This is a genomic window from Erwinia sp. Leaf53, from assembly GCF_001422605.1.
In the GTDB taxonomy this organism is placed as follows: domain Bacteria; phylum Pseudomonadota; class Gammaproteobacteria; order Enterobacterales; family Enterobacteriaceae; genus Erwinia.
Genome location: NZ_LMLK01000022.1, coordinates 448,427 through 469,209, shown reverse-complemented (window position 1 = coordinate 469,209; position 20,783 = coordinate 448,427). Strand labels below are relative to the sequence as shown.

The 20,783-nt window shown below is 61.2% G+C and carries 17 protein-coding genes and 1 pseudogene; 8 read left to right on the top strand and 10 right to left on the bottom strand.

Annotated features, from left to right (window positions below; all coding sequences use genetic code 11):
* Positions 1 to 76: 76 nt before the first annotated feature.
* Complete coding sequence (locus tag ASF13_RS15895) at positions 77 to 1,063, bottom strand: 2-hydroxyacid dehydrogenase (RefSeq protein ID WP_056238190.1); 987 nt, start codon at positions 1,061 to 1,063, stop codon at positions 77 to 79.
* 193 nt (positions 1,064 to 1,256) lie between these two features.
* On the opposite strand from ASF13_RS15895, the gene ASF13_RS15890 reads away from it, so the two are divergent.
* From ASF13_RS15890 to ASF13_RS15880, 3 genes are read left to right on the top strand one after another with little or no spacing between them, the layout of a single operon-like run.
* Positions 1,257 to 3,887: a YdbH family protein gene (locus ASF13_RS15890; protein ID WP_056238494.1), complete on the top strand. Its 2,631-nt coding sequence runs from the start codon at positions 1,257 to 1,259 to the stop codon at positions 3,885 to 3,887.
* Positions 3,871 to 4,062 (top strand): YnbE family lipoprotein, encoded by a 192-nt coding sequence (locus tag ASF13_RS15885; protein ID WP_056238186.1) that lies wholly within the window; start codon positions 3,871 to 3,873, stop codon positions 4,060 to 4,062. Before ASF13_RS15890 ends, ASF13_RS15885 begins: the two co-directional genes overlap by 17 nt.
* On the top strand, positions 4,062 to 4,397 hold the full coding sequence (locus tag ASF13_RS15880) for a YdbL family protein (protein WP_056238183.1): 336 nt from the start codon (positions 4,062 to 4,064) through the stop codon (positions 4,395 to 4,397). The genes ASF13_RS15885 and ASF13_RS15880 overlap by 1 nt, the downstream gene beginning before the upstream one ends.
* 77 nt (positions 4,398 to 4,474) lie before the next feature.
* Here ASF13_RS15880 and ASF13_RS15875 read toward each other — a convergent pair whose 3' ends face one another.
* Positions 4,475 to 5,080, bottom strand: a complete 606-nt coding sequence (locus ASF13_RS15875; protein ID WP_056238176.1) for an FMN-dependent NADH-azoreductase — start codon at positions 5,078 to 5,080, stop codon at positions 4,475 to 4,477.
* A gap of 235 nt (positions 5,081 to 5,315) precedes the next feature.
* Here ASF13_RS15875 and hrpA point away from each other — a divergent pair, with 235 nt between their 5' ends.
* On the top strand, positions 5,316 to 9,215 hold the full coding sequence (hrpA, locus tag ASF13_RS15870) for an ATP-dependent RNA helicase HrpA (RefSeq protein ID WP_056238173.1): 3,900 nt from the start codon (positions 5,316 to 5,318) through the stop codon (positions 9,213 to 9,215).
* A gap of 137 nt (positions 9,216 to 9,352) precedes the next feature.
* Here the strand turns inward: hrpA and ASF13_RS24415 are convergent, their stop codons facing one another.
* Positions 9,353 to 9,514 (bottom strand): hypothetical protein, encoded by a 162-nt coding sequence (locus tag ASF13_RS24415; RefSeq protein WP_156365605.1) that lies wholly within the window; start codon positions 9,512 to 9,514, stop codon positions 9,353 to 9,355.
* 18 nt (positions 9,515 to 9,532) lie between these two features.
* Here ASF13_RS24415 and ASF13_RS25000 point away from each other — a divergent pair.
* Both ASF13_RS25000 and ASF13_RS15865 read left to right on the top strand, forming a co-directional pair.
* Positions 9,533 to 9,682: pseudogene (locus tag ASF13_RS25000) on the top strand (DUF5431 family protein); the annotation flags it as partial.
* On the top strand, positions 9,624 to 9,749 hold the full coding sequence (locus tag ASF13_RS15865) for a type I toxin-antitoxin system Hok family toxin (protein ID WP_304437885.1): 126 nt from the start codon (positions 9,624 to 9,626) through the stop codon (positions 9,747 to 9,749). The pseudogene ASF13_RS25000 and the gene ASF13_RS15865, both read left to right, overlap by 59 nt.
* Positions 9,750 to 9,947: 198 nt before the next feature.
* On the opposite strand, the gene ASF13_RS15860 is transcribed toward ASF13_RS15865, so the two are convergent.
* The 5 genes from ASF13_RS15860 to rstA all read right to left on the bottom strand — a co-directional run bounded on the left by ASF13_RS15860 (position 9,948) and on the right by rstA (position 15,435).
* On the bottom strand, positions 9,948 to 10,757 hold the full coding sequence (locus ASF13_RS15860) for a serine protease (protein WP_056238170.1): 810 nt from the start codon (positions 10,755 to 10,757) through the stop codon (positions 9,948 to 9,950).
* 282 nt (positions 10,758 to 11,039) lie between these two features.
* Positions 11,040 to 11,582 (bottom strand): acid resistance repetitive basic protein Asr, encoded by a 543-nt coding sequence (gene asr, locus ASF13_RS23680; RefSeq protein ID WP_072166398.1) that lies wholly within the window; start codon positions 11,580 to 11,582, stop codon positions 11,040 to 11,042.
* A gap of 326 nt (positions 11,583 to 11,908) precedes the next feature.
* Entirely contained in the window at positions 11,909 to 13,390 is a 1,482-nt protein-coding gene (locus ASF13_RS15850) for a carboxypeptidase M32 (RefSeq protein WP_056238167.1), read from the bottom strand.
* A 24-nt stretch (positions 13,391 to 13,414) separates the two neighbouring features.
* A complete protein-coding gene (rstB, locus tag ASF13_RS15845; protein WP_056238162.1) occupies positions 13,415 to 14,707 on the bottom strand; it encodes a two-component system sensor histidine kinase RstB in 1,293 nt (430 codons plus the stop codon).
* Entirely contained in the window at positions 14,704 to 15,435 is a 732-nt protein-coding gene (gene rstA, locus ASF13_RS15840; RefSeq protein WP_056238159.1) for a two-component system response regulator RstA, read from the bottom strand. The genes rstB and rstA overlap by 4 nt, the downstream gene beginning before the upstream one ends.
* Before the next feature lie 155 nt (positions 15,436 to 15,590).
* Between rstA and ASF13_RS15835 the strand changes: the two genes are divergently transcribed.
* Positions 15,591 to 16,004 (top strand): hypothetical protein, encoded by a 414-nt coding sequence (locus tag ASF13_RS15835; RefSeq protein ID WP_056238156.1) that lies wholly within the window; start codon positions 15,591 to 15,593, stop codon positions 16,002 to 16,004.
* Positions 16,005 to 16,164: 160 nt separating this feature from the next.
* Here ASF13_RS15835 and ASF13_RS15830 read toward each other — a convergent pair whose 3' ends face one another.
* Together ASF13_RS15830 and ydgH are read right to left on the bottom strand one after the other, a co-directional pair.
* Positions 16,165 to 17,556, bottom strand: coding sequence for an amino acid permease (locus ASF13_RS15830; protein ID WP_056238153.1), 1,392 nt, complete (start codon positions 17,554 to 17,556; stop codon positions 16,165 to 16,167).
* Between the two features lie 226 nt (positions 17,557 to 17,782).
* Entirely contained in the window at positions 17,783 to 18,733 is a 951-nt protein-coding gene (gene ydgH, locus ASF13_RS15825; protein ID WP_056238150.1) for a DUF1471 family protein YdgH, read from the bottom strand.
* Between the two features lie 515 nt (positions 18,734 to 19,248).
* Between ydgH and pntA the strand changes: the two genes are divergently transcribed.
* On the top strand, positions 19,249 to 20,778 hold the full coding sequence (pntA, locus tag ASF13_RS15820; RefSeq protein WP_056238147.1) for a Re/Si-specific NAD(P)(+) transhydrogenase subunit alpha: 1,530 nt from the start codon (positions 19,249 to 19,251) through the stop codon (positions 20,776 to 20,778).
* Positions 20,779 to 20,783 lie beyond the last annotated feature (5 nt).

The window sequence follows — 20,783 nt, the reverse complement described above, 5'->3', positions numbered from 1 at the left end:
CGTTTAAGTACGGCAGGTCGCAGTGAGCGCAGGTTGATTCAGAGACGGCGTTAAGCCGTCAGTGATGTTCCCCCTTTCAGAGCTGATTGGCGCAGGTCTCGCCTTGATCCAGCTGGCTCAGATTCTGTAGCGTGGTCTGTGAGATGCTGGTCAGCGCTTCGGCGGTAAGAAACGCCTGATGGCCGGTAAACAGCACGTTGTGGCAGGCGGACAGGCGGCGGAAGATATCATCCTGAATCACGTCGTTCGACTTATCTTCAAAGAACAGATCGCGTTCATTCTCATACACGTCCATCCCCAGCGCGCCAATCTTGCCCTGTTTCAGCGCGTCAATCGCCGCCTGCGAGTCGATTAAGCCACCGCGGCTGGTGTTGATCACCATCACGCCGTCCTTCATCCGCGCGAAGGCTTCGGCGTTGAGCAGGTGGTAGTTTTCCGGCGTCAGCGGGCAGTGCAGGCTGACCACGTCGGACTCGGTCAGCAGGGTGTTGATATCAACGTACTCCGCGCCCAGGTCCAGCGCCTGCGGGCTCGGATACGGGTCGCTGACCAGCAGGCGCATGCCAAAACCTTTCAGGATGCGCAGGGTGGCAATGCCGATCTTGCCGGTGCCGATCACCCCGGCGGTGCGGCCGTGCATGTTAAAGCCGATCAGCCCGTCCAGCGAGAAGTTGGCGTCGCGGGTGCGCTGGTAGGCGCGATGAATGCGGCGGTTCAGGGTCATCATCAGCCCCACCGCGTGTTCCGCCACCGCCTCCGGCGAGTAGGCCGGCACGCGCACCACCTGCAGGCCGAGCTCGCGGGCGGCGTCCAGGTCGACGTTGTTGAAACCGGCGCAGCGCAGGGCGATAAACTTCACCCCCAGCGCGGCCAGCTCCTCCAGCACCTTACGGCTGCCGTCGTCGTTAACAAAAATACAGACCGCCGTGCAGCCGGCGGCGTTTTTCGCCGTGCGTTCGCTGAGCAGGAAGTCGAAAAACTCCAGTTCAAAACCGTAACCGGCGTTGACCTGCTCCAGGTATTTCCGGTCATATTGCTTGGTGCTGTATACCGCAAGTTTCATTTTTTCTTTCCCTGACTGCGCGAAGTGAATGGCTTCAGTGTAACAATTAATGCGCTGACAGCGAGAGCGGCGTGACGCCGGAGCCGGTAAAAAGGATCTGCTGCGGCATTTCTGCCGGGAATAATTTCACCCTGGGCGCTTTTCCGTGCCATCATTTAGCATTATTTCAGGGATTAACAGGATGTTTTTTGCCATGACCCGCCGATGGAAAAGAGCGCTGGCCGCGCTAATGGCCGTCGTTCTGCTGATCGTCGGCCTGCTGCTCAGCGTCACCCAGTGGCTGCCGCGGCTGGCCGGCGTCTGGCTGCCCGCCGATACCGCTATCGCCCTTGACGGCAACCCGCGCCTGCATCACGGCGCGCTGGTGTTGCCCGGCGTGCACTATTACGCCGGCGACTGTGAGCTGGCGGTGGTCAGCAACGTCGCCCTGCGTTACGCAGCGGGCCGCTGGCAGGCGTCTGCGGACCGGCTGCAGATTGACAGCGCCTGCGCCTCGCGCCTTGAGTCCGGCCCCGCGTCAGATGCCCCGCGCACGCTGGCCGAATGGCAGCAGATGCTGCCCGCCGCCCGCGTCACCCTTGGCCGCTTAACCCTGCTGCCGTGGGCCGACTGGGCCGGTGAGCTGGCGCTGGATCTCGACCCGCAACGCCAGCGTCTGCACTACCAGGGAAAAAATATCGCGCTAGAGGCCGAGCTGAACCAGCAGCAGCTGACGCTGCGCAGCCTGAGCCTGCAGGCACCCGGCGTTGCCCGGCCGGTGGCGGTAAGCGGCGAGCTGACGCTGCCGCGCCTGCCGGGCGACCTGCCACAGGCCGGCGCGTTGCACGGAGCGCTGCGGCTCGACGCCATCCCCGACCCGCTGCGGCTCGAGCTGAACTGGCAGCAGCAGCAGGGCACGTTGCGGGTGGTGGCGGAAAATCAGCCTGCGCCGCTGCTGACGCTGCCGTGGCAGATTTCACCGCAAACCCTTACGCTGAAGCAGGGGCAGTGGCAGTGGCCGTACGCCGCTCAGCCGCTCTCCGGCGGCATCACGCTGACCGCTGACGGCTGGCAACAGGGGCTGGCCGCCACGCAGATTGCCGGGCGGCTCAACCTGCTGACCGCCGGGCGCGGCGGTAAGGGCAACGTGGTGCTCAACGTCGGCCCGGGCCGTCTTGACGTCACCGACAGCCGGCTGCCGCTGCGGCTGACCGGCGACAGTAAACTGGCGCAGCTGCAGTTCTTTGCCCGCCTGCCGGGCGAGCTGCGCGGTCCGCTCCTCAATCCGGTTCTGCAACTGCAGCCGGGGGCGCTGCTGCGCATGAAAGGGCGGCTGCTGGATACGCTGGAGGTGGACGAAGCGCGCTGGCCGTTAGCCGGGGTGACCCTTGCCGCCAGCGGCATCAGCGGCCGCCTGCAGGCGATCCTCAGCGCGCACAACGGCGAGCTGGGGCGCTTCCGGCTGCATCTGGACGGCCGCGCCCGAGACTTCTGGCCGGATAAGGGCGAATGGGGCTGGGGCTACTGGGGCGAAGGGCGGCTGACGCCGCTGGCGGCGAAATGGGACGTCAGCGGACGCGGGCGCTGGCAGGATACCCTGATCGCGCTTGATTCGCTCTCCACCGGTTTTGACCGGCTGAGCTACGGCAGCGTCAGCATGGCTGCGCCGCGCCTGACCCTCACGCAACCGATCCTCTGGCAACGCGACGAACACCGCGCGGCGTTTGGCGGCGCGCTGAGCCTCAAATCGGGTGAGACACGCTTCAGCGCCGGCGGCTTCCTGCCGCCGTCAACGTTAACCCTGACGGTGAAGGGGCGCGATCCGGCTGATTTCCTTTATCAGGGAGCGCTGCAGGCACAGCAGATCGGCCCACTGCAGGTACGTGGCCGCTGGGACGGCGCGCGCCTGCGCGGCCAGATGTGGTGGCCGGAGCAGTCGCTGCGGGTGTTCCAGCCGCTGCTGGCACCGGACCTCAAGCTGGCGATCCAGAGCGGCACGCTCAAGGCGCAGGTGGCCTTTTCGGCCGCCGCCGATCAGGGGCTGGAGGCCGGTGGTCATCTGCTGGTGGGCAACGGCGAACTGCGCCTGCCGGACAATGAATTTCACGGCGTCGATTTCTCGCTGCCGTTCCGCCTGGCGTCGCACCGCTGGTACTTTGGCACCCATGGCCCGGTGGCGCTGCGCATTAAGCAGATTGCCAACCAGTTTATGCTGGAAAACGTCACCGCCGACCTGCAGGGCTGGTATCCGTGGAGCACGGCGCGCCCGCTGCGCCTGAGTAACGTCAGCCTCGATCTGCTCGGCGGCCAGCTCAGCCTCGCCAGGCTGCAACTGCCGCAAACCGAAGCCGCCACGGTCCGGCTGCGCCAGCTCAGCCTTTCCGAGCTGGTCAGCGCCATTAAGCTGAAGCAGATTGCGCTTTCCGGTCGGATCAACGCCGCGCTGCCGCTGTGGCTGAATAACTCGCGGTGGCTGGTGAAGGAGGGCTGGGTGGCCAACAGCGGCGAAATCACCGTGCGCATGGATAAACAGATCGCGGATGCCATCAGCAGCAACAATATGGCCGCCGGGGCGGCGATTGACTGGCTGCGCTATATGCAGGTGACCCGCTCGTGGGCCACGCTCGATATCGATAACCTTGGCCTGATGACGCTGACCGCTAAGGTTGATGGCACCAGCCGCTTCAGTGATAAAGATCAGCGGGTTGCGCTGAACTACACTCAGCAGGAAAACCTGTTCCAGCTCTGGCGCAGTCTGCGCTTTGGCGATAATCTGCAGTCCTGGGTGGAAGACAACGCCACGCTGCCGACGCAGAAGGAAAAACGTAATGACAATGCAAACTAACCTGCTGCTGGCCTGCGCCGGGCTGCTGCTAAGCGGCTGCGTGCCGCGCATTGAGGTGGCGGCGCCGAAAGAACCGATCACCATCAATATGAACGTGAAGATCGAACATGAGATCCACATTCGCGTGGATAAAGACGTGGAGGCGCTGCTGAAAAATCAGAGCGGGCTGTTCTGATGGCGGCGCGATGTGGCGTGAAAAGCGTACTGCTGGCGGCGCTGCTGCTGGCCGCGGCTCCGGCGCTGGCCGCCTTAACCCTCGACCAGGCGCGGTCGCAGGGTTTAGTCGGTGAAACGCTGGGCGGCTATCTGGCGGCGATAGCAAACGATGCGGAGACCCAGGCGCTGGTGGCGCGGATAAACGACGGACGGCAGCGCGAGTATGCGCGGCTGGCAGAGCAGAATAATCTGACCACGCGGGACGTGGCGAGTATCGCCGGGCAGAAGCTGGTATCACGGGCTAAGGCCGGTGAGTACGTGCGTGGAATTAACGGTCAGTGGCTGCAAAAGTGAGATCGGGCAGAACAGGCAGACGGCGGCACTTGTCAGCACCGCCGTGATTCGCCTGAGCAGGTCAGGCGAGGGAGTCGTTACGCGGTCACCAGCTGGGAGATCGCGTCTTTCGCATCGCTGGCGGCTTTAGCAGCGACTTCCGGGCCGTAACCGATGCCTTCAGCAAACACGAACTGCACGTCGGTCATGCCGAGGAAGCCGAGGAAGATGGTCAGGTACGGGGTCAGCAGGTCGTTAGGGGTATCTTTATGAATACCGCCACGGCTGGTCAGCACCACCACTTTCTTATTTTTCACCAGGCCTTCCGGACCGTTTTCGGTGTAACGGAAGGTGACACCCGCACGGGCAACCAGATCGAAATAGTTTTTCAGCTGGGTAGGGATGTTGAAGTTGTACATTGGCGCGGCGATCACGATGGTGTCGTGCGCCTGCAGCTCTTCGATCAGCGCGTCAGAGAGCGCCAGCGCTTCCTGCTGACGCGGGGTCAGGGCCACGTCGGACGGACGCAGCGCGCCGACCAGTTCACCGTCCAGCACCGGGATCGGGTTCGCGGCCAGGTCACGCACGGTTACGTCGTCGCCCGGATGAGCAGACTGCCACTCTGAAACCAGATGGTCGGCCAGCTGGCCAGACTGAGAGTAACCGGCGAGGATGCTTGATTTCAGAACGAGTACTTTGCTCATGGGACTGTTTTCCTGTTATTAGAAGCGACTGCCTGCCGCCGAATGTCAGACACTTTACTGCCTGTTGGCGAAATGTGTAAGTGCGAGTTTTCGATGTCTATATTCGAAAAATCTGAATAAGAGTATCAGCGCCGCTTCTGCGCTAAGTGGTTGTCTGTGCTACCATACGAAAAATTTTTTATTGCCAGGATCAATCCGGCTGCCGCCCGGCGGCACCGCGTGAGTTAGAAACCCTATGTCTGAGAAACCACAATCTGTTCTGACCCCGCTGTTTGACCGCCTGCCGGCGCTGATGCTGCGCGACGGCCAGCGGCTGCAAAAGCGCCTGCACGGTGCGAAAAAAATCAGCAATCCGGCCGCGCTGCAGGCGCTGCTGGGCGAACTGGAGGGTGAGATCGCCAGCGCCGAGCAGCGTATCGCCACGCGCCGCGCCGCCACCCCGACCATCCGCTATCCCGAAAACCTGCCGGTCAGCCAGAAGAAGCAGGCGATTGCCGAAGCGATCCGCGACCACCAGGTGGTGATCGTCGCCGGTGAAACCGGCTCGGGTAAAACCACCCAGCTGCCGAAAATCTGCCTCGAACTGGGCCGCGGCCTGCGCGGCCTGATCGGTCACACCCAGCCGCGCCGGCTGGCGGCGCGCACCGTCGCCGACCGTATTGCCAGCGAGCTGGAAACCAGTCTCGGCGGCTGCGTTGGCTATAAGGTGCGTTTTAACGATCAGGTCGGCGAGACCAGCCAGGTCAAGCTGATGACCGACGGCATCCTGCTGGCGGAGATCCAGCAGGATCGCCTGCTGATGCAGTACGACACCATCATTATCGATGAGGCGCACGAACGCAGCCTGAACATCGACTTCCTGCTCGGCTACCTGCGTGAACTGCTGCCGCGCCGTCCGGATCTGAAGGTGATTATCACCTCGGCGACCATCGATCCGCAGCGCTTCTCGCGCCACTTTAATAACGCGCCGGTGATTGAAGTCTCCGGACGCACCTATCCGGTGGAAGTACGCTACCGCCCGGTGGTGGATGACGCCGACGACAGCGAGCGCGACCAGCTGCAGGCGATCTTCGACGCGGTGGATGAGCTGGGCGACGAGAGCCCCGGCGATATTCTGATCTTTATGAGCGGCGAACGGGAAATCCGCGACACCGCCGACGCGCTGACCAAACGCAACCTGCGCAATACCGAGATCCTGCCGCTCTACGCGCGCCTCTCTAACGCCGAACAGAACCGCGTGTTCCAGTCGCACAGCGGGCGGCGCATCGTGCTGGCGACCAACGTGGCGGAAACCTCGCTGACCGTGCCGGGCATTAAGTACGTCATCGACCCCGGCACCGCGCGCATCAGCCGCTACAGCTTCCGCACCAAGGTGCAGCGCCTGCCGATCGAGCCGGTGTCGCAGGCCTCGGCCAACCAGCGTAAGGGCCGCTGCGGCCGCGTGTCGGAAGGGATCTGTATTCGTCTCTACGCCGAGGACGACTTCCTCAGCCGCCCGGCGTTTACCGACCCGGAGATCCTGCGCACCAACCTTGCGTCGGTGATCCTGCAGATGACCGCGCTTGGCCTCGGTGACATCGCCGCGTTTCCGTTTGTCGAAGCGCCGGATAAACGCAATATCCAGGACGGCGTGCGGCTGCTCGAAGAGCTGGGGGCGCTGACCGTCAACGACGTCGGTCACTATAAGCTGACCGCCTCCGGGCGTTCGCTGGCGCAACTGCCGGTGGATCCGCGGCTGGCAAAAATGGTGCTGGAAGCGCAGCGCTTTGGCTGCGTGCGCGAGGTGATGATTATTACCGCCGCGCTGTCAATTCAGGACCCGCGCGAACGCCCGTCCGACCGCCAGCAGGCCTCGGACGAGAAGCACCGCCGCTTTGCCGATAAAGACTCGGACTTTACCGCTTACGTTAACCTGTGGAACTACCTTAAGGAGCAGCAGGCCGAACTCTCTTCAAGCCAGTTCCGCCGCCAGTGCAAGCTGGACTTCCTCAACTACCTGCGCGTGCGCGAATGGCAGGATATCTACACCCAGCTGCGCCAGGTGGTGCGGGAGCTGGGGATGCCGGTCAACAGCGAACCGGCGCCGTTCCGCGAGGTACACTGCGCGCTGCTGACCGGCCTGCTGTCGCATATCGGCCAGAAGGACGCGGAGAAGCAGGAGTTTACCGGCGCGCGCAACGCCCGTTTTGCGCTGTTCCCCGGCTCCGGCCTGTTTAAAAAGCCGCCGAAGTGGACGATGGTCGCCGAACTGGTGGAGACCAGCCGCCTGTGGGGGCGCATTGCCGCACGCATCGAGCCGGAGTGGATTGAGCCGCTGGCACAGCACCTGATCAAGCGCAGCTACAGCGAACCGCACTGGGAAAAAGCGCAGGGCGCGGTGATGGCGACAGAGAAGGTAACGCTGTACGGCCTGCCGATCGTCGCGGCGCGTAAGGTCAACTACGGTCAGATTGACCCGGTGTTGTCACGCGAGCTGTTTATCCGCCACGCGCTGGTGGAGGGCGACTGGCAGACCCGCCACGCCTTCTTTAAGGCCAACCTTAAGCTGCGCGAGGAGGTGGAAGAGCTGGAGCACAAGTCGCGCCGCCGCGATATCCTCGTCGACGATGAGACGCTGTTTGGCTTTTACGACCAGCGCATCGGCCATGAGGTGGTCTCCGCCCGCCACTTTGACCAGTGGTGGAAAATCGCCGGCCGTGAGGACCCGGAACAGCTGAGCTTTGCCCGCGAGATGCTGATCCGCGACGGTGCGGAAAACGTCAGCAAGCTCGATTACCCGAACTTCTGGCAGCAGGGCAATCTTAAGCTGCGCCTCAGCTACCAGTTTGAACCGGGGGCCGACGCCGACGGCGTCACCGTGCACGTGCCGCTGCCGCTGCTCAACCAGGTGGAGGAAAAGGGCTTTGAGTGGCAGATCCCCGGCATCCGCCGCGAGCTGGTGATTGCGCTGATTAAATCGCTGCCGAAGCCGTTACGCCGTAACTTTGTGCCGGCCCCTAACTACGCCGACGCCTTCCTCGGCCGCGCCACGCCGCTGGCGCTGCCGCTGCTGGAGTCGCTGGAGCGCGAGTTCCGCCGCATGTCCGGCGTCACCCTCGACCGCGAGGCCTGGCAGTGGGATCAGGTGCCCGATCACCTGAAAATCACCTTCCGCGTGGTGGACGAAAACAACCGCAAGCTGGCGGAAGGCAAAGATCTGCCGGCGCTGAAGGCCAGCCTGAAGGGCAAAGTACAGGAGACGCTGTCGAAGGTTGCCGACGACGGGCTGGAGCAGAGCGGGCTGCATATCTGGAGCTTTGGCAATCTGCCGGATCACTTTGAGCAGAAGCGCGGCAGCTACAGCGTGAAGGCGTGGCCGGCGCTGGTGGACGAAAATGACAGCGTGGCGATCCGCCTGTTTGACTCGCAGCACGAACAGCAGAAGGCAATGTGGCGCGGCCAGCGGCGACTGCTGCTGCTCAACATCCCGTCGCCGATCAAATATCTGCACGAGAAACTGCCGAACAAGGCCAAGCTCGGCCTCTACTTTAACCCATACGGCAAGGTGCTGGACCTGATCGACGACTGCATTGCCTGCGGCGTCGACAAGCTGATCGCTGAAAACGGCGGCCCGAGCTGGCAGGAAGCGGGCCACACGCGGCTGCACGACAAGGTGCGCGCCGAACTGAACGACACCGTGGTCGACATCGCTAAACTGGTTGAGCAGATCCTCACTGCGGTGTTCAACATCAACAAGCGGCTGAAGGGGCGGGTGGATATGTCGATGGCGCTGGCGCTCTCCGACATCAAAGCGCAGATGTCCGGGCTGGTCTATCGCGGTTTTGTCACCGGCAACGGCTGGAAGCGCCTGCCGGATACGCTGCGCTATCTGCAGGCCATTGAACGCCGGATGGAGAAGCTGGCGGTCGACCCGCACAGCGACCGCGCGCGCATGCTCAAGGTCGATTCTGTACAGAAAGCGTGGAGCCAGTGGTTTAACAAGCTGCCGCAGCAGCGCCGCGACGATGCTGACGTGCAGGAGATCCGCTGGATGATTGAAGAGCTGCGCGTCAGCTTCTTCGCCCAGCAGCTGGGCACGCCGTACCCGATTTCGGAGAAGCGTATTCTGCAGGCGATGGAGCAGGTAGAAGCATAACGCGCAACGGCCCCGAATCGGCTCTGCATCTGTGCTGGGCCATTTTTTAGCCAGTTTATACGTCGAAAAATATCGTCCGGCAACCTGGTTTTGCCGGGCAGTAAAGGCTGATTAATCTGACTGGTGGCTAAATGATGTCATTCGATTTTTGGATTTTTTACTAACCGCCACTTCATTAAGCGCAGAACTGAACGAGGTATAATAGTTGCGGCGCTTGAGGCTTTTGCCTCATAGCCGTTGGTAGCAGTGCTGATTTGTTGTGAGGCAGAAAGCAGAAAAGCCCCGAAGTTAATTTTCATTAACCCCGAGGCCCCTGTATGCATGAACAACATCAGGATAGCCTCTTACCAGCCGCAAGGCAAGGAGAAGACGGCCATGAAACTGCCACGCAGTACCTTGATCTGGTGCCTGTTAATTGTGTGCGTAACACTATTGATATTCACCGGTCTGACGCGAAAATCGCTATGCGAGGTACGCTACAAGGACGGGATCAGGGAGGTGGCAGCGTCAATGGCCTGCAAATCCGGTAAGTAGCAACCTGGAGGCGGGGAAACCCGCCTTTTCAGGGCTCTGATGGAGTCAGGCACCACAAGCGCTTTTTGAAGGCTCTCCGATAAAACGGAGAGCCTTTTTTATTATGGCCTGCGGGTAAGTTTTTTACGGCTGGGTGCAACATAATGTCAGGCGGGATGCATGCTGGAAGAGGGCCCTGTCGGGCCGGGCATGCAGAATTCACTGCTGCGCCAGCGCCTCCAGACTATCCCGAAACGCCGTCACCGCAATCGCGCGGTTATCCGCCAGGTAGCGGTCTTTCGCCGCCGGGGCCGAACTCTGTACCGCGATCAGCTGCCATTCACCGTTAACCTTTAACAGCAGCGGCGATCCGCTGTCGCCGGGCAGGGTGTCGCACTGGTGCGACAGCACGTTTTTCTGCGCCCAGCCGGTGACCAGGCAGTCGCTGTGCGAATAGAGGTTGTCCAGATGATCTTCCGGGTAGCCCGCCTGGGTGACTTTACGGCTGCTGGCCTTAAGCGCGGCGGTTAACTCGCTGCGCGTGCCGCTAAACAGCGGCACCGGCGTAATGCCGGAAGGGGGATTGCGCAGCACGATCAGGCCGAAATCGTAGGGCGCGGCGGAGGCCGGCACGATCCACCCGTCACCGTCGGCCTTCAGCTTTTTGCCCAGCGCCGGATCGACGCGGCCTTCGATATCGTGGATCTCATAGCGCCAGCCGCGCTTGCCGCCGGTGATAAAGCGCAGCGCCACGGCGGGATCGGGCTTGCCCGGCGGGGCCAGCAGACAGTGGCCGGCGGTCAGCGCCAGGTGCGGGGCGATCAGCGTCGCGCTGCACAGGTTGCCGCTTTCGGTCTCCAGCTGGCCAATCGCATCCCAGGGCGCAGCGCCCGGATTGCTCACTTCCTGACGATCGTCATGGCCAAAAAACAGCGTTTTGGTTTCATTGTTACTGCGGGCATCGTCATCGGCATGGGTGGTAAATGAAACAGCGAAGCAACCCATTAATAGCACAGCGGTCAGGCGCATATTGTTCTCAGGCTGGAAGGGATTCAACAAGTGATAACGCGGGTGTAATAACTATAGACGCAACGCGTTAAAAAGGGGAGATTATTTTGATATATCAGCGTGCTACGGGGATTACAGGTAGAAGCTGGCAGCAATAATTCCGCACAGGATCATCAACCCCAGAATAATTTCGAACAAGTAGCGTCGGCCCATCATTCGAAACTCCTTAAAAAAACACCCGGAAAATCCGGGTGTTTGAGTGAGACATTCAGCCGGGGTGAGCGATTCACCCCTCAGTCAGACTTACGCTTTTGGAGCAGATTTTTTCGCTTTGTGGTGTTTTTTAGCAGCCTGGGCTTTCTGAGCTGGTTTAGCCGCGGCTTTGTGGTGCTTCTTAGCCGCCTGCGCTTTCTGAGCAGGTTTTACTGCTTTGTGGTGTTTTTTAGCGGCCTGGGCTTTCTGTGCTGGCTTAGCCGCGGCTTTGTGGTGCTTCTTAGCCGCCTGCGCTTTCTGAGCAGGTTTTACCGCTTTGTGGTGTTTTTTAGCAGCCTGCGCTTTCTGCGCTGGTTTAGCCGCGGCTTTGTGGTGCTTCTTAGCAGCCTGCGCTTTCTGTGCGGCGACTTTCTTGGCTTTGTGATGCTTTTTAGCGGCCTGGGCTTTCTGTACCGCGGTTTTCTTGTGGGCTTTATGGTGCTTAACGGCTGCTTTCGCTGGAGCAGCGGCCGGAGCAGCGGTAGTGGCAGCAGCCGGAGTGGTGGTGGCCGGCGCGGCGGTGGTTTCAGCAGCGAAAGCAACTGAAGAGATACCCATTGCAGCGGCTACAACCAGAGCAAATAATTTTTTCATCGCAAAACCCTCAAGTGTTTAGTTCATATGTCAGCCCACTGCGGGGCCGGTGAGAAGACTATAAGGGATGGCGTGTTGGCTTTCCGTGAGTGATTGGTATCGGCGTGTAACCTAATGTACAACGTGGCCAAAGGGCGTTAAGAGAATGTCAGGACAGTGAAAAATTGAGCGGGGCTGGTGGCCTGAACGGATGCACTCAGCACGATGCGGCAGGCAGAAAACAGCAACCGGTAAGTCGGGTCAGGAGAGCGGAGAGGAGCCCGGAGGTGCAGCAGCCGGTGAAGGGTAAGGAGGCAGACAGCACAGGCTGCCTGCCTGCAGCTCAGTTACAGATAACGCTGCTCAAGGTGCTTACGGAAGTGCGCCGGGTTAAGGTCTTCGCCGGTGGCGTTCTCGATCAGCTGACGGGTGCTGAAGCGGCTGCCGTGCTGCCAGATATTCTGCTGCAGCCAGTCAAATACCGGCTGCAGTTCGCCCTGGCGGATCATCTCATTGACCTGCGGCAGCGCACGCTGCAGCGCCTGGAACAGCTGCGCGGCGTACATCGCCCCCAGCGTATAGGTCGGGAAGTAACCAAAGGCACCGTCGGTCCAGTGAATATCCTGCATACAGCCGTTGCGGAAGTCGCCGCGGGTGTCCAGCCCCAGCAGCGCCTGCATTTTCTCCTGCCACAGCGCCGGAATATCCTCCACCTCGATCTCACCGGCTACCAGCGCACGTTCGATCTCATAGCGCAGGATCACATGGGCCGGGTAGCTCACCTCATCGGCATCCACGCGGATCAGCCCCGGTTTCACCCGCTGGTTCAGCGCAATAAAGTTGTCTGCCGCCAGCGCCGGCTGGTCGCCCAGCAGCTGTACCGCCAGCGGCTGCACCAGGCTGAGGAACGCCGGGCTGCGCCCCAGCTGTTTCTCAAAGAACAGGCTCTGCGATTCGTGGATGGCGGTGGAGCGCGCCAGCGCCACCGGACGCCCGGCCCACTGTTTTGGCAGGTTCTGTTCGTAGCGGGCGTGGCCGGTTTCATGGATCACCCCCATCATCGCGCTGATAAACTCCGCCTCGTTATAACGGGTGGTGATGCGCACATCTTCCGGCACGCCGCCGCAGAACGGGTGGGCGCTGATATCCAGCCGCCCGGCGTTAAAATCAAAGCCCAGCAGCTTCATCACCGCCAGCCCCAGCTGCTGCTGGGCGGCCTGCGGGAAGGGGCCATCCGGGCGCTGCACCTGCTCAGTAGCCTGTTTATCCACCACCCGCTGCAGCAGGTCCGGCAGCCACTGTTTCAGGTCGCCGAAGGTGCGGTCCAGCATGGCGCTGGTCATGCCCGGCTCATACAGGTCGAGCAGCGCATCGTAGCGCGAGCAGCCGTTGGCCTGGGCGCGGATCTCCGCTTCTTCGCGGCTGAGCTTAACCACCTCCTGCAGGTTGGCGGCAAAGCCCTGCCAGTCGTTGGCCGGGCGCTGCTGCCGCCAGGCGTGTTCACAGCGGGAACCGGCCAGCGCTTTGGCCTCCACCAGGCTGGCGGGCAGCAGCGAGGCCTGCTGCCAGTTGCGCTGCATCTCGTGCAGGTCGGCGCGCTCCACGTCGTCCAGCTCTTCCTGCTGCGCCTGCTGCAGCCACTCGCCCACCTGCGGCGCGGTGAGGATCTCATGGCGCAGCACGCTCAGTTCGGCCAGCGCTTCACCGCGCGCGCGGCTGCCGCCGGCGGGCATCATGGTTTGCATATCCCAGCCGGCGATGGCGGAAAGATGGCCAAAGCGCGACAGGCGCAGGAAGGTATGGGTTAAACGGGCATAAGCTGAAGACATAATTATCCTTATTAATGAACAGGTTCAGACATTGCGTAAGGGTAGATCAACCGGCCAGCAAAAGCGAACGCTGGCACCGCCCAGCGGGCTGCTGTCGATGGTGACGGTGCCGCCGAAGGCCTGCGCCACCGAGTGGACGATCGCCAGGCCCAGCCCGCAGCCGCCGGTGGCGCGGTCGCGACTCGGGTCGAGGCGCACAAAGGGTTCAAATACCCGCTCGCGTTCTTCGGCAGGGATGCCGGGGCCGTCATCTTCCACCTGCAGGCAGGCGAGGTGGCCGTCAAACCACAGGCCCACCCGCAGGCGCCCCTCTGCATAGCGCAGCGCGTTGTTGACCAGGTTATCCAGCACCCGCTCCATCAGCCTCGCGTCGGCCACGCCGGGATTCTCGCGCTGCGGCGTGTCGAGTTCGATGGTGAACTCCGGGTGCACCAGGCGGAAGTCCAGCAGCCGCTCCTCCAGCCAGTCGGCCAGATCGAAGGCCTGCAGATTCAGCTCCACCCGCGGGCGGTCGAGGCGTGCGTAGGTCAGCAGCTCTTCGATCAGCCCCTCCAGCTGGCCGATATCACGATTCAGCGCGGCGGACTCTGCGGCGCTCAGATTGTCGCTCATCTCCAGCCGGTAGCGCAGCCGCACCAGCGGGGTGCGCAGCTCGTGGGCGATGCCGTCGATTAGCTGTTTCTTGCTGGCGACCAGCGCGTTGATATTGTCCGCCATCTGGTTAAAGGCCACGCCAACCCGCAGCAGGCTCGACGCGCTGTCAAAATGAATGCGCTCGTCAAGGTGCCCCTGGCCGAAGCGCTGTGCGGCGTTTTCCAGCCTGAGCATCTCCTTCCAGTGCGGGCGCATCCAGATAAACACCGGGAAGGCCAGCGAAATGCCGATCAGCGCCAGCAGGGCGATATCGAACATCCGCATCTCGTGCAGGTAGAACAGATAGGGGATTGGCCCGACCGCCAGCACGTAGTGGCTGCGCGGAATGTGCTGCAGGAAGGTGTACTCATCGTCCAGCGCGACGATCTCCCCGGCGCGCAGCCGCTTCAGGGTGGTCGGGTCAAGCTGATACTTGTTCATCGGCTCGATATGCAGCTTAAACGACAGGTTAAGATCGAGATTCTCGATGGTTTTGTTCCAGTCGCGCGGCGGGATCTCGCGCAGCTCGCTGCGCATCAGGTACAGCGAGCTTTTCATCAGGTCATCCATCGACTGGCGGCCGGCGCGCTCGGCGGTGAACTTGTATACCAGCCCGACCAGCATTGCCATCACCAGAAAGCAGACGAACAGCAGCAGATAAAACTGTATAAACAGCTTTCTCATGGCTGCGCGTCCCAGGCATGCGGCGCAAACAGATAGCCGCGGTTGCGGATGGTTTTGATGCGGTAAGGTTCGGTGGCACTGTCGAGCAACTTTTTGCGCAGGCGCGATATCGCCACGTCAATGCTGCGATCCATACCGTCGTAGCTGACACCGCGCAGGGTTTTGAGCAACGCGTCGCGGTTAAGCGTGCTGCCGGCGTGGGTCGCAAGCTCCCACAGCAGGTCGAAATCGGCGGTGGAGAGCGCAATCACCTCGCCGGAGAGGATTACCTGGCGGTTGACCGGGTCAATGCTCAGGGTGCCAAAGCGCAGCATTTTCTGCGCGGAAACCGTGGGTGCGATATCGTCGCTCTGGGTGCTGTTGCCGGCCTGGCGCAGGTGCAGGCGCAGGCGGGCCAGCAGCACGGCGGGCGGGGTGGTTTTCAGGATATAGTCGTTAGCGCCCATCTCCAGCGACAGAATATGGTTCATATCGCTGTCCAGCGAGGTCAGCAGTACGATCGGCCCGCGCCAGCCGCTGCCGTTGCGCAGGTCGCGGCACAGGGTCATACCGTCTTTGCCCGGCAGCATAATATCCAGCATCACCAGGTCCGGCTCGTGGGCGGCAATGGTGGCCTCGGCCTGGTCGCCGCGCGGCTCGACGATCACCTCGATGTCGTGGCGGCCGAGATAGGCGGCAATCAGTTCACCGACGTCTTTGTCATCTTCTACAAATACAATTTTGTTCATAACGCCTTCATGCCTGCGCGGAGGGCCGCGGCCGTTTCGTCAGGAGTTTGACGAGGGTCAGGATTGTCACTCTGCTGGCTAGTGTATAATGGCTGTGGAATATGTCATTATATTCGTCAGTGCTGGCGTAATATCAACCAATTAAGGAGAGCAGGGTGGCGGAAAAGAAGCTGGCGGGCGCTGACTACGGTGACCGTATCTGTCTTAACTACATTGATTTTCTCTCCGCCTCCTGTCGTAAGCGCTGGAGTTTTGTCGACGCCATCTACGGCGTGATGCCGATTTTCGGCATGGTCACCAAAAAGCCAGCCGCCGTCGCGCCGGCCGGCCCGGAAGAGATTAAAGAGCTGGCGCTGCAGATCCTCTCCACCCAGGTCAGCGATGAGATCAATATTGCCCGGCTGATTGCCCTCGCCGAACAGCAGCAGCTGTCCCGCTTCGATATCCTGTTACCTTACCCGCTCTCCGCTTCACAGCTGGACACCGTCCGCCAGGAGTATGCGCGGCCGCTGGAGTTACAGCAGCTGGACGATCGGCTGCAGGTGACGCTGGCCTCACAGACGCACTGAAGGGGCGGGTTTACGCCCCACGGGTTGGCCTCCCCGGGCGTCCGGCAGGTCAATCCCGTGGCTCCGCACTGGATGGCTAGCCGCTTCGCACCGGCTTAAATGTATCACTGGCGGTGCGTTTTTTAGGGGATGAGGGCCAGCGAGTTGCGCGTGCTAAACCTCAGTGCATCAGCTGCCACAGTGCCGGAACCGCTGCCACCCCAATCAGCACCATCAGCCCTTTTTCCCAGATCCTCAGCGGCTTTACCCCGGCGTTACGGTGGCGCGCATACAGAAACAGCAGCAGCCCCGGTGCATACAGCACCACCGACAGCAGCAGATGCATCACACCAGACGCGTACAGCAGCCACAGCCCGTAGGCGCAGGCCCCGGCGGCCACCAGCGTTATCGCCGGCTTATGCTCCACCCGCGCCAGCCGCAGCAGGTAGGCACCGACCAGCAGATAGGGCAGCAGGATCATCTCCGAGGCGATGGTCAGCAGGGTATTGTAGTCGGCCCCGGTGACGCCGATCAGGATCAGGCACAGCTGTACGCTGCCGTTGGTCAGCCACAGCGAGGCGGCGGGCGCGCCACGGGCGTTCTGCCGGCTGAGAATGCGCGGGAAGGCCCCGTGTTTCGCGGCAATCATCGGCACTTCGGCGGCCATAATCGTCCAGCTCAGATAGGCCCCGCACACCGAAACAATCAGCCCGGCGACGATAATCAGATTGCCCCACGGCCCGACCAGCGCGGTCATCAGCCCGGCCATCGACGGGTTACGCAGCTGAGCCAGTTCGGCGCGTGGCACCACGCCGAGCGCCAGCAGCGTCACCAGCAGATAGACCACCAGCGCCGCCATTACCGCCAGCAGCGTGGCGCGGCCGACGTCGCGCTTGTGGCGGGCGCGGGCGGAGACCACCACCGCCCCCTCCACGCCGATAAACACCCACAGGGTGATCAGCATGGTGTCTTTCACCTGCTGCCACACCGGCTTACCGAGCGTCATTCCGCTGAAATCCAGCGTAAAGCGGTCGAGGTTAAACGCGGCCAGCGCCAGCAGGACAAACAGCCCCAGCGGCAGCAGCTTGCCCAGCGTCGCCAGCAGATTAATGCCCGCCGCCGTCTGCACCCCGCGCAGCACCAGCCCGTGTACCGCCCACAGCAGCAGCGAGGCCGCCAGCATTGCCTGCCAGGTGTTGCCGTCGCCAAATACCACCCGCTGCGGCGTGTCGGTAAAGAAGCTCATCGCCGAGAAGACGATTACCAGATAGGAGACGTTAGCGATCACCGCACACAGCCAGTAACCCCAGGCCGAACAGAAGCCGATCAGGTCGCCAAAGCCCGCCTGCGCGTAGGTAAAGATGCCGCCATCCAGTTCCGGCTTAAGCCGGGTCAGCAGCAGCATCGCCGTTGCCAGCAGCAGAATGCCGAAGCCGGTGATCGCCCAGCCGATCAGCAGCGCCGCCGGGCCGGCCACCGCCGCCATATTTTGCGGCAGGCTGAACACCCCGGCACCGAGCATCGAGCTGAGTACCAGCGCCGTTAACGCCGTGAGCCCTAATTTTTTGTCCAATAAAAACTCCAGTAACAGAATATAAAACCAGATTACGACGCCATGGTGGCGTTCTGTTCAGGCCCAGGCGCGTTAAGGTGAACGAAACCGCTGTGAAGGGCGGCGATTTTACGGAGGGACGGGGCGGGATGCAATGACTTGCTATGCAGTTTCTGAACGAAACTATGCAAAAAAAAGGGCAGCACGCGGCTGCCCCTGGCGATCCCCCGGGTCAGGGGAAGCGCGATTACTTAAACAGGTCGGCGCTGATGGTCAGGTTGCCGCCGCTCTGATTCGACCACTCACGGGTGACGTGATAGTACTTGGCGCCTTTGGCAATGGCGCGTTTACCCACTTCTTCCGAGATTTCGGTCGGGGTGCTGAAGTGGCCGGTAAAGGTGATGCTGTCGTACGGCTGCATCTGCGCCGCGGTAATGGCGTTCACTTCCTGCACGCTCTTGCCGTTCGGCAGGGTCACGGTATAACGCTGACCGCTGGAGCTCTGGGTTTCGTAGAAACGGCCAACCTTGTTGCTTGGGGTTTCCGACGAGGCCACGCCCGGGATCTCAACCTTTTTCGCTGCTTCGCCGCCGGCGGCCAGCGCCGCTTTACCGGCTTCTGAATCGGCAGGGATCAGGTTAGGCGACTGCACCTTACGCTGTGGAGCATCGGCCTTGTAGATATAGGCGTTAACGATCTGGTTGCCGCCGCTGTTGATGTCAACCTGGCGCACGATAAAGAATGACGCGGCACCCTTATCTTTCGCGGCGCGGGTGATGGCATCGTTGACGTCCGGCTGGCTGCGGAAGAAACCGCTGGCGGAGACGGTATCAAACGGCTCCAGCTTGAAGGCTTCCGCTTTGGTCAGTTCACGCACGCCGTTGATCACGCGGTCTTTGTTTTTTACCGCTTCCGGTGCGTCTGCACGGTAGAGGTCCGCCGTCACGGTCCAGTTGCCGCCGTTGCCGTTCAGATCGTTGATGCCCTGAATGTAATAGGAGGCCGCACCCAGTGCGTCAGCACGGCGCGAAATGGCACTGCTGGCCTCATTGATCGCGTTAAAACGTCCGTTGATCGTGATGCGATCGAACGGCTTCAGCGCGGCGGCCTTTTCCGGCGTCAGTTCCTGCGCCGCGTGTGCGGAGAGTGCGGTCATTGACAGCAGGGCTGATGCCAGAATGGTGTTCTTAAGCTTCATAAAATAATCCTTCGCCTTACGCAAAAAATGAGTTCAAAAACGTGCGGACTCTTGATGTGTAACAGATTAGTTGTCGAATATTACATGTAATCAGGTGCGCTGTCTCAGCCATTTTATGGGGTTTTATCGGCCTGGCTATTCTGAATTTCAGAATAACAGCGAAAGTTGGCTGAATCGTGTCATATTCTGGCTTGCTACCACTTATTCCGATAATAGTAACCACCTGTCTCGTTAATGCATTGTTAATCAATGTTTTTTTTGAGCATTACGTTGCCAGATGTTAAAAAAAATCGCAGCAGAATATCGCTAAAAGGGTGCCATATTCAGGTCTAATATAGGGTATTGATCGCGTAAGCCTGAATTTTTATGGTTAATGTGGCCATAAGGCCGCCGTTGGCTGGATCGAAAGGCATATTTTCAGTAGGTTATTAAGACTTTGCTACAAAAAATGCTGCGGTATTTTTCACCGCAGCCTGAAGAACAACCCGTCTTACTCTCTGAAGAAAGGGAATAAAATGCTTATTGGTATCACCAAAGAGCGGTTACCCGACGAAGCCCGCGTGGCCGCCACGCCGAAAACGGTTGAGCAGCTGCGCTCGCTGGGTTTTAGCGTGGCCGTTGAACGCGATGCCGGGAAACTGGCCAGTTTTGAAGACGCTGCTTTTGAGGCGGCCGGTGCGACGATCGTCGACAGCGCGGGCGTCTGGCAGTCGGATATTGTGCTGAAGGTCAATGCGCCAACGGATGAAGAGATTGCCCTCAGCCGCGCAGGCTCCACGCTGGTCAGTTTTATCTGGCCGGCGCAGAACCCGGAACTGCTGGAAAAACTGGCGGCGCGCAGGGTCACCGTGATGTCGATGGATGCGGTGCCGCGCATCTCCCGCGCCCAGTCGCTGGACGCCCTCAGCTCAATGGCCAACATCGCCGGCTACCGCGCGATTATTGAGGCCGCTCACGAGTTCGGCCGTTTCTTTACCGGGCAGATCACCGCCGCCGGTAAAGTGCCGCCGGCCAAAGTGATGATCATCGGTGCCGGTGTCGCCGGCCTGGCCGCCATCGGTGCAGGCCGCAGCCTCGGCGCTATCGTGCGTGCCTTCGACACCCGCCCTGAAGTGAAGGAGCAGGTGCAGAGTATGGGCGCCGAGTTCCTTGAACTCGACTTCGAAGAGGAGGCGGGCAGCGGCGACGGCTACGCAAAAGTGATGTCAGAGGCCTTTATTAAGGCCGAGATGGCGCTGTTTGCCGCCCAGGCGGCAGAAGTGGACATTATCGTCACCACGGCGCTGATCCCTGGCAAACCGGCACCGAAGCTGCTGACCGCTGAGACGGTGGCGCTGATGAAGCCGGGTAGCGTGATCGTCGATATGGCCGCGCAGAACGGCGGCAACTGTGAGCTGACCGTACCAGGCAAGATCCACCTGACCGAAAACGGCGTCAAGGTCATTGGCTATACCGATCTGCCCAGCCGCCTGCCGGGCCAGTCTTCGCAGCTGTACGGCACCAACCTGGTGAACCTGCTTAAGCTGCTGTGCAAAGAGAAGAACGGTGAAATCACCATCGATTTTGACGACGTGGTGGTGCGCACCGTGACCGTGGTGCGTGACGGTGAGATCACCTGGCCGGCACCGCCGATTCAGGTATCCGCCGCGCCAAAAGCGGCGAAGGTGGAAGCCCCGGTCACTAAGGCCGAGGTTAAACCCGCTTCACCGCTGCGTAAGTATGCGCTGATAGCGCTGGCGGTGGTGCTGTTTGGCTGGCTGGCCAGCGTGGCGCCGGCCGAGTTCCTGTCGCACTTTACCGTGTTTGCGCTCTCCTGCGTGGTCGGCTATTACGTGGTGTGGAACGTCAGCCATGCGCTGCATACGCCGCTGATGTCGGTGACCAACGCCATTTCCGGCATTATCGTCGTTGGCGCGGTGTTGCAGATTGGGCATGGTGGCTGGGTCAGCGTGCTGTCGTTTGTGGCGGTGCTGATTGCCAGCATCAATATCTTTGGTGGCTTTACCGTCACCCAGCGCATGCTGAAAATGTTCCGTAAAAACTAAGGGGT